At 59.8% G+C, this 14,916-nt stretch carries 16 protein-coding genes and 1 pseudogene; 10 read left to right on the plus strand and 7 right to left on the minus strand.

Features of this window, described 5'->3' with window-relative positions; genetic code table 11:
* Nucleotides 1–1,052, minus strand: a 1,052-nt coding sequence (locus tag PGX04_RS02930) for a CARDB domain-containing protein (protein WP_273737145.1), incomplete at its 3' end; no start/stop codon positions are given.
* 187 nt (nt 1,053–1,239) lie between these two features.
* A complete protein-coding gene (locus PGX04_RS02935; protein ID WP_273737146.1) occupies nt 1,240–1,839 on the minus strand; it encodes a hypothetical protein in 600 nt (199 codons plus the stop codon).
* 460 nt (nt 1,840–2,299) lie between these two features.
* Here PGX04_RS02935 and PGX04_RS02940 point away from each other — a divergent pair, with 460 nt between their 5' ends.
* The 5 genes and pseudogenes from PGX04_RS02940 (at nt 2,300) to PGX04_RS02960 (ending at nt 9,139) form a co-directional block, all read left to right on the plus strand.
* Nucleotides 2,300–5,041: a DUF7289 family protein gene (locus PGX04_RS02940; protein WP_273737147.1), complete on the plus strand. Its 2,742-nt coding sequence runs from the start codon at nt 2,300–2,302 to the stop codon at nt 5,039–5,041.
* A 167-nt stretch (nt 5,042–5,208) separates the two neighbouring features.
* A pseudogene (locus PGX04_RS02945) lies at nt 5,209–5,779 on the plus strand (DUF7344 domain-containing protein).
* A gap of 270 nt (nt 5,780–6,049) precedes the next feature.
* Nucleotides 6,050–6,736 (plus strand): hypothetical protein, encoded by a 687-nt coding sequence (locus PGX04_RS02950; protein WP_273737148.1) that lies wholly within the window; start codon nt 6,050–6,052, stop codon nt 6,734–6,736.
* Nucleotides 6,737–7,004: 268 nt separating this feature from the next.
* Complete coding sequence (locus tag PGX04_RS02955) at nt 7,005–7,322, plus strand: EMC6-like membrane protein (protein ID WP_273737149.1); 318 nt, start codon at nt 7,005–7,007, stop codon at nt 7,320–7,322.
* Nucleotides 7,323–7,324: 2 nt separating this feature from the next.
* Complete coding sequence (locus PGX04_RS02960) at nt 7,325–9,139, plus strand: ribosome biogenesis/translation initiation ATPase RLI (RefSeq protein ID WP_273737150.1); 1,815 nt, start codon at nt 7,325–7,327, stop codon at nt 9,137–9,139.
* On the opposite strand, the gene PGX04_RS02965 is transcribed toward PGX04_RS02960, so the two are convergent.
* From PGX04_RS02965 to PGX04_RS02975, 3 genes are all read right to left on the minus strand, one after another.
* Entirely contained in the window at nt 9,127–9,567 is a 441-nt protein-coding gene (locus tag PGX04_RS02965) for a putative toxin-antitoxin system toxin component, PIN family (protein ID WP_273737151.1), read from the minus strand. The genes PGX04_RS02960 and PGX04_RS02965 overlap by 13 nt on opposite strands.
* The gene (locus tag PGX04_RS02970) at nt 9,549–9,881 is read right to left on the minus strand and encodes a type II toxin-antitoxin system HicB family antitoxin (RefSeq protein WP_273737152.1); all 333 of its coding nucleotides are present in this window, start codon (nt 9,879–9,881) and stop codon (nt 9,549–9,551) included. The genes PGX04_RS02965 and PGX04_RS02970 overlap by 19 nt, the downstream gene beginning before the upstream one ends.
* A gap of 69 nt (nt 9,882–9,950) precedes the next feature.
* Nucleotides 9,951–10,472, minus strand: a complete 522-nt coding sequence (locus tag PGX04_RS02975; RefSeq protein WP_273737153.1) for an archaemetzincin family Zn-dependent metalloprotease — start codon at nt 10,470–10,472, stop codon at nt 9,951–9,953.
* 39 nt (nt 10,473–10,511) lie between these two features.
* Here PGX04_RS02975 and PGX04_RS02980 point away from each other — a divergent pair, with 39 nt between their 5' ends.
* The 3 genes from PGX04_RS02980 (at nt 10,512) to PGX04_RS02990 (ending at nt 12,558) form a co-directional block, all read left to right on the plus strand.
* On the plus strand, nt 10,512–10,916 hold the full coding sequence (locus tag PGX04_RS02980) for a UPF0146 family protein (protein WP_273737154.1): 405 nt from the start codon (nt 10,512–10,514) through the stop codon (nt 10,914–10,916).
* Between the two features lie 90 nt (nt 10,917–11,006).
* Complete coding sequence (locus PGX04_RS02985; RefSeq protein ID WP_273737155.1) at nt 11,007–11,636, plus strand: metalloprotease family protein; 630 nt, start codon at nt 11,007–11,009, stop codon at nt 11,634–11,636.
* A gap of 40 nt (nt 11,637–11,676) precedes the next feature.
* Nucleotides 11,677–12,558, plus strand: coding sequence for a TIGR01548 family HAD-type hydrolase (locus tag PGX04_RS02990; RefSeq protein ID WP_273737156.1), 882 nt, complete (start codon nt 11,677–11,679; stop codon nt 12,556–12,558).
* Between the two features lie 27 nt (nt 12,559–12,585).
* On the opposite strand, the gene PGX04_RS02995 is transcribed toward PGX04_RS02990, so the two are convergent.
* Together PGX04_RS02995 and PGX04_RS03000 are read right to left on the minus strand one after the other, a co-directional pair.
* On the minus strand, nt 12,586–13,038 hold the full coding sequence (locus tag PGX04_RS02995; RefSeq protein ID WP_273737157.1) for a response regulator: 453 nt from the start codon (nt 13,036–13,038) through the stop codon (nt 12,586–12,588).
* A gap of 117 nt (nt 13,039–13,155) precedes the next feature.
* Nucleotides 13,156–13,764: a Rieske (2Fe-2S) protein gene (locus PGX04_RS03000; protein WP_273737158.1), complete on the minus strand. Its 609-nt coding sequence runs from the start codon at nt 13,762–13,764 to the stop codon at nt 13,156–13,158.
* Nucleotides 13,765–13,896: 132 nt separating this feature from the next.
* Between PGX04_RS03000 and PGX04_RS03005 the strand changes: the two genes are divergently transcribed.
* Both PGX04_RS03005 and PGX04_RS03010 read left to right on the plus strand, forming a co-directional pair.
* Nucleotides 13,897–14,160 carry a hypothetical protein gene (locus PGX04_RS03005; RefSeq protein WP_273737159.1) on the plus strand — a complete coding sequence of 88 codons (264 nt, stop codon included), beginning with the start codon at nt 13,897–13,899 and terminating at the stop codon, nt 14,158–14,160.
* Between the two features lie 143 nt (nt 14,161–14,303).
* Nucleotides 14,304–14,916: AMP-binding protein (locus PGX04_RS03010; protein ID WP_273737160.1), on the plus strand; the 613-nt coding region annotated here is incomplete at its 3' end.

The raw sequence follows: 14,916 nt of genomic DNA on the forward strand, positions 1-14,916 counted from the left end.
GCCGCCGTCGTCGCCGCCGAGAGTTCGCGGTTCTGGATCGAAAACGGTCCCGGCTCCTCGACGGTCACCGTGCCTGCAGATACGCCGCTGACCCCGACCTCGTAGGTCGCCGCCGCCCCGAACCGCCGCTCGAAGGTCACCGTCTGCTCGCCGTTCGCCGGGATCGACACGGTTCTGGTATCGACGACGATGCCGTCGACCGCCAGCTCGAGCGTGCGCTCGAGTGACCTATCGGATGGATTCCGAACCGTCGCCCGGACGGTAGCGGTCTCTCCGGCGGTGATCGTGGTATCGTCGATAGTGGCGCTCGAGACCTCGACTTGCGGACCCTCGACGGTCACCGACTCGGTGCCGACGCCCTCGATCCCGACATCGTACGTGCCGGGCCACTCCATGCGCCGTTCGAAGCTGACGGTCTCTTCCTCGCCCGACGAGAGGGCGATCGTTCGCCGATCGACGACGGTCCCATCGACCGTCAGCCGGGCCGTCTCGGTGCCCCATCCGTCCCCGTTGTTTCGGTAGGTCGCGTTGACAGTGACCGTCTCGCCCGCTTTCACGGCCGTCGGCGAAACGCTCAGGTTCGAGCCGTCGATATCGGACTCGGTTTCGTCCTCGTCCTCGTGCTGCGCGACGACCGTGAACGTCTTCGTCCCGCTGACCGCCTCGTGGGTGTCGACCGCGACGCCGATACTGGTCCTCGAGCCCGACGTCGGCGTGAGCGGGCGCGATTCACTGATCGTCGCGGTCGGATCGCCGCCTCGGTAGAAGGTGAGTCCGGGAACGTCGTTCTCGATCCAGAGGTGCTCGACGTCGTCGTTGGTAACGGTGATCGTAAAGACATCGTCTGCCCGGGTGATTGCGCGATCGTTGAGTTTCTCGAGGTTGAGTCTGAGTTCGCCACCGTCAATCGTGGCATATCGGGAGTCGGTCGGCTCCATGAAAACGCCATCAGCTTCACGATCTTCACCCAGCGTTACCGCGGCTGTCGGTACTACGAGCGCCACGAGAAAGCAAACTGCAGCGGCGGTGAGTAGTACTCTGTTGGACGGCATCTGAAAGCGCGGTATCACGTCGTTCGGGAGCTGGTCAAGATGCTATACTGAAAGTGAAGCCGGTCGACGGTCTGCCACACCGCGGATCTGACGGACGTGGACCGAAGTCCCAATCATGAGACTCGACTCCTCGAACTGAGAGAGAGAGAGAGAAGTCATCCTTCTGGAGAGGGTGTGCGGATCGTCGTTACGTACCGTCATCGTTCGCAACGATAGTGATAGTGTCGAGAAACGTACTGGAGTCGATGTTGCTCGGGTTGATATCAGGAACGTTGATCTTGAGCGTAATGTCTTCAGTGTTCGTCTGAGCGATGTTGACGCTGTTCGAACCATCGTTGCTGACGATCGCCTTATCACCCGAATCCATGAAGATGAACTCGATGGTACCCAGGTCATTAGTGCCATCCGTGACGGTGTTTTCGATCGCGGTTCCTTCGTTGACCGTGATGTTCGAAGCGGAACCGTCAGCAGTGATATGGAGATCGATTCCCCCGTCGCTCTCGTTGCCAGCGGTGAACAGCGGACCGATCGTCGTCGTCGCGTTCGCGTTGAGACCGTTCCCGCTGGACGGTCCGTTGGCGTCGAGATCTATCTGTAGTGTTCCATCCGTGTTATTGGCGTATCCGCTCGGTGACGGATCAAGTTGCAGGAACGCGCTACTGTCACCCTCAACACTCACGTTCACGGTCCGGTCTGCTTCCACGCTACTAAACGCGCCCGTTCCGAGCGCGGCTCCGCCGCCCGCGACAATCGTTCCCAGTCCAACTAACACATTACGTCGATTCATTCTCATTGGTATGATCTCCGTTCCACGTCCCAGCACCGACCTGCGACGGGTGCCAGAACGCAGTTCCTACTCGGTCCCAGGAACGTCACCCACTTTGTATTGAGTATCCAGAACACCCGAAAGACCGGCCATACGGCCGTTCAGGCCGATCTTGAACTGATACTCGGGGCCGCATATGGCCGCAAGCCCTCCCTGAAATGCCATCGATCAATCTGCGAGCGCCAGCGACTCGAGGGATCGGTGGTCGACTGACGATGGCTGCGTTTCCGAGCCACTGTCACATCAAAAGTCGGAGACGGAAACGACACACCACTGTACGACTACCAGAAGACATCGTCGATAATCGGGTACCGAGCGAGGACAGAAGACCCACTCAAGCGGTACTTGACAGTGTGCATGTTGGTCAGTATTTTCGAAATATCATGTATGCTTTTATGACCGGTGAGCTATTAAGCAAGTAATGGCCAACAAAGAAGGAGGAGACTGGAGAACTACCCGCGATTCGGAGACGCGGGCCGCCAGTCCAGTCATCGGCATTATTCTGCTGTTCGCGCTCGTGATGATGGGCGCGATGCTGGTGTTCGTCGCCGGCTCGGCGATGTTCGACGCGATTCAGTCGGAAGCCGACAGGGAGCAGGCACAGCAGTTCATGCTGGAAACCGACCATCGGCTCTCGACGGTCGCGGAAACGAAGACGGAACAGGTACTCCCCGACGGCGTGGGACCGGCTGACGTGACCGGCGACGGACGAATCGAGGTCGCCTGGTACGCCAACGGCTCGAGTAGCGACCCGTGGAGCGACCCGGGTTGTTCCGTTGCGGACAGTCTCGGAACGCTCGAGTACGAGCAGGCCGGCGGCACGATCGCCCATCAGGGCGGTGGCGTCTGGGAAACAACCAACGGTCAAACCCGCATCGTCTCCGAGCCGGATATCGGATACGACAACGACACGCTCAAACTGCAGATCCTCCAACTCGACAACGGTGATTTCGGCGGTTCCGAAGCGGTGGCTCGAGCTGACCATAGCAGAGCAACGAAACTTACTGAAGAAATCAAGCAAACTGCAGCTGGCTGTCCCAATGGTACTAACGTCGCATTCCGCATCACGAGTAGTTATCACGAAGGATGGTATCAGTATCTCCAGTCCGAATTTGACGGAAATGCGAGTGTGACCCATGATCCCGGTGCAGAAAATGTTACCGTGAGAATTGAGAATGTTAGAGAACCATTTGACCCTGCGATGTTCATTGTAGCTAAAGATTACGGACTTCAAGGACCCGGTGGTAAACCATTAAATCATGAACAACGACTCGCCCGGTCTCTTACCGGTAAGAGTGGCAATAATGGTAATAGTGCTAACAACGGGAAAGGTGGCGGGAACGCTGGGACAAATGCAGTCTTTAGCATTAAAACGACAATCGAGAACACTGGTGAGCGAAAGGACAGTCAGAATATCAGTGTGTCAATTTGGGATGAGGAACTGAATGCGAAAATTCTAGAAAAAGAGCACAGAAACCTCACTATTGACGATAGGGATACTAAAACGATCGGACATCCAGAGCTTAAATTTGAACTCAACTCAACTGAGATGGAGAAATTTTCTCATGGTGAAACCTATAAATACTTGATTGAAACTGAAGACGATGTGATTGATACGCCTGGAGCGTTCTATGTCGGGACAGCTAATCCGTATTTTGAAGTGTCGAACGTGGACCATAAGGTCAAAGAGAACGTGACCATCACAGCAGAGGTACAGAATATCGGTATCGAGAATACGAGTGACCAATCGGTCGATCTTGAACTCGAGTATCTCGATGATGAGACGCCTGATGCATATGAAAACATCGAAGCAAGCATTGTTAATGGAACATACGGTGCAACGACGACAGTCAAATGGACGATCAACTCGAGCCGAATGCTCTACGGCAATCACAGCTATCGAATCGATACTGGCGATGAGAGAAGTGATTTGAGGACGTTCACAATCACAACAGGTGTCGATCCCGGTGAGACGGAACTCCACCTTGATCCTGGAAACCAAGTCAACGTTTCCGTTCTTGGAACCGAGGTTTCGGCTGAAGGGCCAACTGGCGAGGCACGTGTTGAGCTCACCGGCGGTGATAAAAAAGAGGGTAAGTGGCAAAGAGACGAAAATGGTAAGTGGGATGTCGACTTAGGGAGACGGACTGATAATGGAGGGTGGGAATATAATGGCGATTACGAACCCCAGTGGGTTGAGAGCGGCGGTCGAGAACTGAGACTTGAGGAAAGTGAATACGGAGATTGGACCTGGAATGGACCGGGAGAATGGAAAGAATATGATGTCTATCAGAAACAATGGGCTCCGGTAACTACAGAAATTATTACACAGACTGTCAATGAGGAGGGGGTTCCGACTGGTGACCGAAATACGCTTCAGCCCGATAACTGGGGAAGCAGCGGTTATGGACAATCAAGATCTCCCGAAGCTCAAAATCTCAACACACACGATACGAGAGATAAGATTTGGAGATATAACTTCACAACTCAGGAAAGAGTAAGTCTAACTCTGAGTTCGACGTTGCACTCCTGTGGGGATTACGATAAGAAGAATACTGATATGTACTCTGACGGTGAGACGTACGATTACCACGATACGTGGTCAGAATACGACGGTAACGGTTATTGGGACCACTACGATTGTATGGACATCAGTGGCGAGTCACTGAACGTGGATGCAACGACCGGCTCGAACAACGCAAACGTCCGTGTTAGAGATAGCGAGAACAATACGGTTCCAGAACTCCGAGCCGGCCATCAACGCCAACAGAGCGCCGATGAAGTGCTCGAGCACGGTGACCGTGACTTGTTCGGTGGTGAATTCGAGAACGGAACAGGATATCTCGACCTGAAAGAAGATCAGGAATTCGTCTTCTTGTTTGAATTGACTGACGAAGCACCGGGTTCGATGGATCCAGACGACTACTGGGACCAAGCTAAAGAAACCAATACACCTGGAGATCCAAATTTCAATGACGTGATCGTTCTCGTGGAAGTCGATAAAATACCAACTGCGGATATCGCAGCTCCTGCCCCTGTCAACGAGAAGGGAGATCAAGTCGATGTTGGTGAAGGGAAATCGGATAATAGCACCGGTGACAAAACCAGTTCCCACGATGACCCAGGTATCGAGGTCAATACTGACCATATAGTGGTTGGGTGATTGAATTGGGGCCAGCATCAGCATGAGACTATCAGCCACAACATAAAATCGCTGTGCAACGGGGATCGACGACCATGAACCCAGCGCTACCGATCAAGAGTTATGATATCGTAATGTTGCAACAAGCGTTATGTATCAGTAGACCTGTTATTCCATTGATTAGGGGGATGGCGATCAGCGAAAGCCAACCGAAGACAGCTGGGTCAACAGATCAGGACGAACAGTCTCGAGAGGGCGAGATTTTCGACCTGCTGAGCAACCAGCGTCGCCGATACACCATCCACTACTGCAAGCGCGAGGGCGAGGCCGTTACGCTCGGCGATCTCGCCGAACACGTCGCCGCCTGGGAACTCGACAAAGAGGTCGAAGCGATCACGTCGGCTGAGCGAAAGCGTGTCTACACCTCGCTTCAACAAACACATCTGCCCACGCTCGAGCGAGCAGATATGATCGAGTTCGACGACCGAACGATTGAACTCACTGACGAGGCAGCCGAACTGGATGTTTACCTCGACATCGTCCCCGGCGATTCGGTCCCGTGGGGTGTCTACTATCTGGGGCTGACCGCCGTCGGCTTGATCGTGATGGGGGGGGTTGTGGTTCGAGGTGGTGCCTACTGACACGGTACCGGAACTCGGGTGGGCGACACTCGTATTCGCGCTGTTCGGGGTTTCGGCGGTCGTCCACGTAGTTCAGAATCGGCGAATGCGACTCGGCGAAATGCAGAGGCCACCGTAACGATGAAACGAATGCACGGAACTGTCAGGAGCCGGTCTGCTGAGGCCGGGGGGGCGGCGACTGTCGTCGTGCCAACGATCGTCAACGGGACGCTATCGGACAGTGCGACTATCGGCTCGGGCACAACGCACGGAGGGTACTGTGGTTGATAAGTCTGGGCTGACGCGACGGGCAGCTCTCGGGCTGATCGCCAGCGGCGGAGTCGTTGCTGGGGTAGGAAACCTCCAGACCTTCGGATTCTCGGGGCTGACTGCGTCCCGAGGAACAAATGTGGACGTGGTCGATGATCAGGATGCGCTCGTCGGTCTCTTGGTGAACGACACCGTCAAGAAGAACAGCCGGGAGCTACTGGTTGAGGTCACGAACAACGTCACAGACAGTATGAGTGTGGCGATCGAACTCGAGGACAACACGCAGGGGACGCTGTACGGCCCAGATGGTAATTCCGGAAATACGGTCACGTTCTCGTTGGCCGCTGCCACCGCCGGCTCAACCGATTCGGCCGCTGTCGACATCGAGGCTAGCGTCAACGGCACTATGATCCCAGTTTCAATCACGGCTACCACGGTAGATTCGAAGTTTTCGTTCCAAGCGATCCGAGAAACAGAGGCCGTGGCAGGTAATACGTCGGGCGCAGTCGAGATCAAGAAGGTGAAGAAATTCGAAGCGAACAACGACAGCTGGGGCATCCAGCAGGTCGAGGTCACTGCCAACGACTTCGAACTTGACCGTGTGGAGTACAAGATCACCACGGAAACCGACGGAGTTGTTGGAACCCGCATCGACGACGTAAGCGGAAATTCATACGATCGAAAAGGAACCGGGAACAATCCTGCCGTCGTGATCGAACCGGACGATAGCAACCACCCCACTTCTAGTACCGATTATACGTTAACGGTCACTGCCTACGATAATGAGGATAACTTCGACGTCGCGACCAGAACCGACGCAGCCTGAAGACACTGGTTCGCGCGCTGTCTGAACTCGGATCAAGGGCGGACTCAGGGTACGAGTCGTCCCTCAGCCCGGGAATGCATAACGCCGCTCCAATACTGTTGTCTTACCGCTACTTCCCGCTATCGAGCCCGCCGTTTGTCGCTCGATGAGTGCGACCGGTGCAGTGAGAAGTAACCAGTACCCGCCATATTTGCGATCTGCCATGGAGGAGGCATACTAGCGGGGCCAACCCGAACGCCTTTTCAGCCCCGCCCGCGGACATCTATCCATGTCGACCGAATCGATTAGTGACCGGCGCGAGCACATTCGCTCGGTCAGCGTAACCGCCCTGTCCGCGCTGCTGGGCGTCGGTGCGGCGCTTGCCTCCGCGAACTGGGTCGGGCTCTCCCAGACCGCGGCCCAGAACACGCAGGCGCTCGCGTTCGTTCTGGGGGCGATCCTCGTCCAGTACATCCTCATCAACGTCTCGGGGATCTACGGCGAGGACGAGTTCGGGGCGAAACACTACCTGTTCATCGCGTTCATGACCTTCTCGCTGTGGTTCGTGACGTGGGGCATTCTGCTGACCGCGGAGTTCTCGGGGTAACCATGGCGGATGACAGCATCGCCGTCGTAGACTTAGACCGGTGTCAGCCCGATCGGTGCAGCTACGAGTGCAAGAACTACTGTCCGCCGAATCGAACCGGGAAGGAGTGCATCACCCTCCGCGGCGAGGAGGCCGCCGAGGGCCAGCCCGAACAGATCCACATCTCCGAGGAGATCTGTCTGGGCGAGACCTGCGGGATCTGCGTCGAGAAGTGTCCCTTCGACGCGATCGAGATCATCAACCTCCCGCAGGAACTCCAAGACGAGCCCGTCCACCGCTACGGCGAGAACGCCTTCTCGCTCTACGGCCTCCCCGCACCGCAGGAGGGCCAGGTCACTGGGATCCTCGGTCCGAACGGGATCGGGAAGACGACCGCCGTCCGTATTCTGGCCGGCGAACTCGAGCCCAATCTCGGCAGGCACGAGGAGGAACCGGGCTGGGACGAGGTGCTCGAGGCCTACCGCGGGACCGAACTGCAGGACTACATCGCGGACGTGCGCGACGGCGACATCACGATCGCGCGAAAGCCCCAGTACGTCGATCAGATCCCGAACAGTTTCGACGGGAACACCCGACAGTTGCTCGAGCGGACCGACGAGCGCGGTGCGCTCGACGCACTGGTCGAGCGGCTCTCGATCGGGCCGGTCATGGAGCAGTCGATCGACGACCTCTCCGGTGGCGAGCTCCAGCGGGTCGCCATCGCGGCCACGCTCGCCCGCGATACGGACTTCTACTTCCTCGACGAGGTCACGCCGTATCTGGACATCGGCCAGCGCGTGACGGCGGCGCGGCTGATCCGCGAACTCGCCGAGGAGGAAGGCAAATCGGTACTCGTCGTCGAGCACGACCTCGCGATCCTCGACCTGCTCGCGGACACGCTCCACGTCGCCTACGGTGAGCCGGGTGCGTACGGCGTCATCACCTCGCCGAAATCGGTCCGCAACGGAATCAACGAGTACCTCTCGGGTTACCTCGACAACGAGAACATGCGGATCCGGCCGGATCCGATCGAGTTCGAGGAGCACGCGCCCCGAACCGAAACCTACGGCGACACGCTCGTGGAGTACCCCGACCTCACCAAGAGCTACGGCGAGGGCGAGTTCTCCCTCGAGGTCGAGGGCGGCGCGATTCGCGAGAACGAAGTGCTAGGAGTCGTCGGTCCGAACGGGATCGGGAAGTCGACGTTCGCGAAGTTGCTCACCGGGAACCTCACGCCCGATGGCGGCGACACCGACCTCGATCTCGATATCTCCTACAAACCCCAGTACGTCACGATCGACCAGCACATGCGGGTCGACGCGTTCCTCTCGTCGATTACGGACCAGTTCGGCTCCTCGTACTGGAACACCGAGATCGCCCAGCCGCTCCAGTTAGAGCGGATCATGGAGCAGAACCTGTCGGATCTCTCCGGCGGCGAGCGCCAGCGGGTCGCCATCGCGGCCTGCCTCTCCGATTCGGCGGACCTCTACCTGCTCGACGAACCCTCCGCGCACCTCGACGTCGAACAGCGGGTTCAGGCCTCCAAGGCGATTCGGCGCTACGCCGAACAGCAGGACGCCACCGTGATGGTCATCGACCACGACATCTACATGATGGATCTGCTCGCGGATCGGCTGATGGTCTTCGACGGCGAACCCGCCGTTCAGGGCCACGCCGGCCGACCCCAGCCGATGCGCGACGGCATGAACGAGTTCCTCGCAAACCTCGAGGTGACCTTCCGCCGGGACGAGCGCACCTCCCGGCCGCGAATCAACAAGCCCGAGTCGCAGTTAGATCGCCAGCAGAAAAGCGAGGGCGAGTACTACTACGCGCCCTGATCGGCCGCGCCGTCGCCGCTGGGAGCCCACTCTTCGAGGAACGTCGCTGGATCAACGATTTCGATGTCTTCGTAGCGCTCGAGACGTAACAGGTGATCGTCACCGCTTACGAGAACGTCGGCGTTCCCGGCGGTAGCGGCTTCGAGAAATTGGTCATCGTCGGAATCGTCTGAGACGCTGAGGTCGATGTCAGGAGTGATGACCGTCGAGGCGTGGAAAACGAGATGGTAGAACGCAATACGTTCGCTCTCGGTGAACGGAAGATGATCGTACGCCAGGACGCGCCACAGTTCAGTAACTGTGGCCGGTGAAACAATCATCTCGATGTCTCCGCGGAGGCCATAGAGAAGACACCGTTCCGGGTTCTCGTTCCAGCCGAGAGCGGAGACGAAAACATTCGTGTCGAAAACTACTGTGATCTCGCCCATTCGATAGCGTCCTCCACGACATCATCGGCAGTATCCTCCTCATGTACTCGGTTCTGAATTCGAGCGCTCAAACGTTCGTATCGCTCGAGCGGGCCAATATCCGTGTCGACGGAAGTCTCCGTCCGGACCCCTGTGTCAGCGGTAGTCTTTGAACTCGCCTCTTCCACCTTCCGAAACGCTTGGAGTAATTCGAGCAAGTCCGCGAGCGCGTCGACTTTCGAGTCACCTTCACCGAACGCGCCGGTTTCCGCGTCCACGGCTGTATACCGACCGTCGTCGCTCCGGGTGACCGTTACCGTGGTTTCAGCACTCATCTCGAACTTGAATTCGTCGTTCTGCCATATAAGGATGCGGCTCGTTCGAAAACGGAAGCAGTAGAATGGTCAGCTGATCAGCCGCTGACAGCTCCCACAGAGGTTCTCCTCTTTAATGTCGACCTCGCGGACGGTCGGCGAGAAGTTCATGACACAGCGGTTGTTGTCGCAGTGCTCGAGGCCGTAGGTGTGGCCGATCTCGTGGACGATCTCCTTGCGAACGCGATCCTCGAAGATGTCGGCGGCGCTCTGGTTCGAGAAGCCGCCGTCACTTGAGGTCTGCAGCCGATAGGTGGAGACGACGCTCCCGCTGCCGTCGAGGTAGGCCAGTCCGAAGACGTAGTTGCGCCGTCGGTAGAAGAGGTCGTGAGGGGTGATCGCGATGTTTTTCGTGCCGCGGCCGACCCGCTCGGCGAGCTGAATGAACGTCTCGGCGGAGTACTGGTTTCGATCGGAGTCGTAGGCTCCGTTGGGGACCGACTGCGAGTCGTTAACCGTCACGTCGCAGTCGTAGACCGACCGCAACGCGGTGGAGGCCGCCCGCTTGACCTCGGCGGGCACGTTGCCGACCGGCACGATATCGACGAGCATAGCAAGTGCTATGGCCGCGGGTGGCATAAACGTCCCGCCGTGGCCCACTCTCGCCGGAATCTCGAGACGATGAACGATCACCTCGCGCGCTACGAGCGTGCCGTCGAGATCGGGATCGGCCGCCGGACCGACCCCGCTCGCGCGCTCGCGGAACGAGGGGTATCGGTCACCGCGACCGATATCGACGATCGAGACGTGCCGGAGGGTGTGCAGTTCGTCCGCGACGACATCGTCGACCCCGACCCGGCGGTCTATACGGGCGCAGACGTGGTGTACGCGCGCAACCTGCCGCCGGAACTCCACCGACCGGCGCTCGAGGTGGCTCGGAACGTCGACGCCGAGTTCTGCTTTACGACACTGGGCGGTGACCAGCCCGCAGTGCCGGTCGAACGGAAGACGATCGCGGCGGGGACGCTGTACATCGCTCGAGCGCTGCCGGAGTAGCTGTGATGGACCGGCACGACTGAACGGACCGGCACGACCGTAACTGACCAGCACGAATGAATTATCCCGGCGCGGTACATTTCTGCGATCGTGAACGCCGAGTACGTCACTTACGCGCTCGTAACCGTAATCGCCGTTGCGGTACTGACGGCAGTAGTCGTCGGTATCGTCTCCCTCGTTCGGTTCCTGTTCCGACTCTTTACGGTTCCGGGCGTCGTCGTCCACGAGTTCGCCCACAAACAGGCCTGCGATCTCGTCGGGGTCCCCGTCCTCGAGGTCGCGTACTTCCGCTTTGGCGATCCACCGGGGTACGTCCAGCACGTCACGCCCGAGCGGTATCGGGCGTCGTTCGTCGTCAGCGTCGCGCCGTTTCTCGTCAACACGGTGGTCGCGTTCGCTGCGTTCCTGGGTCTCGCAGCGCTCGTCGCGACGATCGGTGATCTCCGGACCGTCTCGAACGGGACGATCGCCGCCGCAATCGTCCTCGGCTGGCTGGGACTCTCGATCGGAATGCACGCGTTTCCGAGCACGGGGGACGCGAACGTCCTCTGGAATCGGTCGCGCGCCGAGTGGCGGGGGTCGCCGAGGGTGTTACTCGGTATTCCGATCGTCGTCGTGATCTACATCGCGAACCTGCTCTTGTGGCTCTGGGCGAACGTGCTCTACGCGATCGGCCTGTTCGTTCTGGCGGCGTGGGCCGTGGGGCTCGGCCCGCTCTGAAATCGGGCTCTTTTATCCCCGTCGGCCCGTTCGGACGGCTATGAACGCAGATGCCGTCGTCCTCGATATCGACGGGGTACTCGTCGACGTGGCCGACTCCTATCGACGGGCGATCGTCGAATCCGTCGACGCGGTCTACGACCGGACGATCCGCAAGGACGACATTCAGCTGTTCAAGGACGCGGGCGGGTTCAACAACGACTGGGAGCTGACGGACGCCGCCGCGCTCTACATCCTCGCGACCGAGGAAGGTTATCGCGAGTCACTCGAGGAATACACCGACGGGATCGCCGCCGCGGGCGGCGGCCTTGAGGCGGCCGAGACCGTCGTCCGCGAGGCGATCGGCTCGCGGGCGACCCAGCGCGTCACGGACCGCCTGAACCGCGAGCGACTTCGGGACGTCTTCCAGCAACTGTACCTCGGCGACGAGCTCTATCGCGGGCTCGAGGGCGGCGAGCCGGATCTCGAGCGCGAGACGGACGGGTTCATCCACGACGAGCCGGTGTTGCTCGAAGCCGACGCGAGAGATCGGCTGCTCGAGGGGGACGACGTCGGCGTCCTGACCGGTCGGCCGGAAGCCGAAGCCGAGATCGCGCTCGGTCGGGTGGGGCTCGACGACGCGATTCCGGTCGAGCACCGCTTTACGATGGACGACTGGGAAGAAGGAAAGCCGCACCCGCGGGCGTTGACGACGCTCGCGGGACGATTCGACGCCGAGTCGGTCGTCTTCATCGGCGACACGCTGGACGATATCCGGACGGCGGTCAACGCCGGTGACGCCGATTCGACCCGGAACTACCACGGCATCGGCGTGCTGACCGGCGGGTTGACGGGCGAGGAGGGGCGGCGGAAGTACGAGCGCGAAGGCGCGGCGGCGGTCCTCGAGTCGATCAACGCGCTACCGGACCTGCTCGAGTTGTAGCGGCCCCGAACGGTCTGTTTTGGCCGTCTAGGGGGATTGTTCGCCGGGGAGACGGACGAAGGTCAGCCAGAAATTTTCGAACGAGCGGCCGAGATCGATGAATTCGTCCGGTTCGACCGGTTTCTGGACGTACGCGTTCGCGTGGAGGTCGTACGAACGGGCGATGTCCTCTTCCGACGCCGAACTCGTCAGCACGATCACGGGGATCGACCGGAGCGACCGTTCGGACTTGAGTTCGGAGAGGACATCGGCGCCGTCGACGTCGGGGAGCTGCACGTCCAGCAGGATCATGTCCGGCCGCGGACTGGCGGCGTGGTCGTTGCGCTGGTGGACGAAATCGAGCGCCGCTTCGCCGTCGGTGACCGTGTGAATGTCGCTCGCGATGTTCGCGTCCTCGAACGACTCGGAGAACAGACGCGCGTCACCGGGGTTGGGTTCGACCAGCAGAATGGTGAGCGCATCCTCGATCGGTGGAGACATACACCTGTTTGGAGAGAGTCGGAAAAGAAGTATACGGTTATCGAAGCTAAATGTCCTCGTTCGTACACGGTTATCGGCAGACGACGGTGTCGCGATCGAACGAATCGGTCGGACCGATCACGCGACCGGCTCGTCCAGTCGGTGGCACGAATCGAATCGATCGTCGATCAGGTAGACGGTCTCGTCGCGAACGGTCACGGCGACGGAGTCGAGCGTCGCACCGCGACACGGCCCCGCCGTACAGACGCCATCACCGCACTCGAAGCGCGCGCCGTGTTCGTGACACACCAGTTGATCGTCGCGGACGATCGCGCCGGGGCCGGGATCGAGTCGAACCGTCGGTCTGTGCGGACACGAGTTCCGCCACGCGGACACCTCGTCGCCCGTTCGTCGGAGGATCAGTTCGATTCCCCGATTTCCGGTCCGGGCCTCGCACCGAAGCGTTCCGTTCGTCGGCACGGCCGCGAGCGGAGCGATACGCCGGGGATCGTCGCTCGCCGTCACCGGTCGACCGGGAACGCTCTCGTCGGTCTCATCAATCTCGTCGGCTTCGTCGGTCTCAGCGGTCTCAGCGGTCTCATCGCCGCTCGAGTCCCCCTCGCTTCCTCCGTCGACGCTGAATCGAAACGTCGCGTCGTCGGTCGACACGTCGCCCTCGTCGTCGTAGACGCGAACGGAGGCGGATTCGTCGCGTCCCTCGAGCGTTACTCGGACGGGATCGGTCATACCCCCTATTTTCGGCCAACCTAAAAATACGTTCCGGACGGAGTTGCCGCTTCCGAGATCGCGATCGAGCGGTCGAATTCGGCCTTCGAGAACACGCGATATTCCTTTAGGGACGACGGGTGAACGAGACGTATGGACAACGAAGTCACCGTCGACGTCGAGGTCGAAGTCGAAGTGGACTCAAACGAACTCGAGATCGAGGTCGGCGACGAACGAGAATTCGAGGGCGAACTCGAGGCGAACGGGTTGACGATCGAAGTCGAAGCGGAGATCGAGGTCGAAGGCGAGGATGAAACGGACGAGGAATCGACCAGCGGCGGCGATGAGGAGGAGGCGGAAGCCGGGGAAGCGGAAGACGAGGAGGAAGCGCAAGCCGAGGAAACTGAAGAAGACTGATCGGCCCCGGGACGCTCGCTGAGACGCGGCCTCCACTCCCTCGTGGTCGTGCGTCTTCGTGTTTTACGCGCCCTCGAGGACGTGCGAATTCGGGGTTCGCGCATGTCGAAAAACGCTATGTGCTGGCCCCGGTACGCCACCGCATGAGCTGGACGGTGATGCCGACATACGACGAGTACGAAACGGCTCGCGAGGAATTTTCGTGGGATCTCCCCGACGAGTACAACCCCGCCGTCGACTTCCTCCGGAAACACGAGGATACGAGCCGAACGGCGTTACGGTACGAGGACCCCGAGGACGGCCTCGAGACCTACTCCTTCGACGACCTCGACGATCTGTCGGATCGACTCGCCGCCGCGCTCGCCGACCTCGGCGTCGGGGCCGGCGATCGGGTGGGCGTCGTGGTCCCGCAGAAACCCCAGAACCCGCTCACCCACCTCGCGAACTGGAAACTCGGCGCGGTCTCGGTGCCGCTGACCGTCCTCTTCGGTCGCGACGCCGTGCGGTATCGACTCGCGGACAGCGAGGCGAAAGCGGTCGTCGTCGATCCGAGCGTCCGCGAAACGGTCGACGAGATCCGCGACGAGTGTCCCGACCTCGAGCACGTGATTGAACTCGGCGACGGCGATTCGGTGCGGGGCGAGGCACACGCCTTCGACGAACTGCTCGCGGCTCACGACCCCGGAATCGACGTCTACGATTCCACCCCGGCGACGCCGACGGCGATCATGTATACCAGCGGTTCGACCGGCCCGC

This window comes from Natrinema soli (assembly GCF_028618695.1).

Coding starts and splice junctions, on each gene's coding strand:
- PGX04_RS02935 (WP_273737146.1), bottom strand. CDS start 1,839: ATGAATCGACGTAATGTGTTAGTTGGACTGGGAACGATTGTCGCGGGC.
- PGX04_RS02940 (WP_273737147.1), top strand. CDS start 2,300: ATGGCCAACAAAGAAGGAGGAGACTGGAGAACTACCCGCGATTCGGAG.
- PGX04_RS02955 (WP_273737149.1), top strand. CDS start 7,005: ATGTCGACCGAATCGATTAGTGACCGGCGCGAGCACATTCGCTCGGTC.
- PGX04_RS02960 (WP_273737150.1), top strand. CDS start 7,325: ATGGCGGATGACAGCATCGCCGTCGTAGACTTAGACCGGTGTCAGCCC.
- PGX04_RS02965 (WP_273737151.1), bottom strand. CDS start 9,567: ATGGGCGAGATCACAGTAGTTTTCGACACGAATGTTTTCGTCTCCGCT.
- PGX04_RS02970 (WP_273737152.1), bottom strand. CDS start 9,881: ATGAGTGCTGAAACCACGGTAACGGTCACCCGGAGCGACGACGGTCGG.
- PGX04_RS02975 (WP_273737153.1), bottom strand. CDS start 10,472: ATGCTCGTCGATATCGTGCCGGTCGGCAACGTGCCCGCCGAGGTCAAG.
- PGX04_RS02990 (WP_273737156.1), top strand. CDS start 11,677: ATGAACGCAGATGCCGTCGTCCTCGATATCGACGGGGTACTCGTCGAC.
- PGX04_RS02995 (WP_273737157.1), bottom strand. CDS start 13,038: ATGTCTCCACCGATCGAGGATGCGCTCACCATTCTGCTGGTCGAACCC.
- PGX04_RS03000 (WP_273737158.1), bottom strand. CDS start 13,764: ATGACCGATCCCGTCCGAGTAACGCTCGAGGGACGCGACGAATCCGCC.
- PGX04_RS03005 (WP_273737159.1), top strand. CDS start 13,897: ATGGACAACGAAGTCACCGTCGACGTCGAGGTCGAAGTCGAAGTGGAC.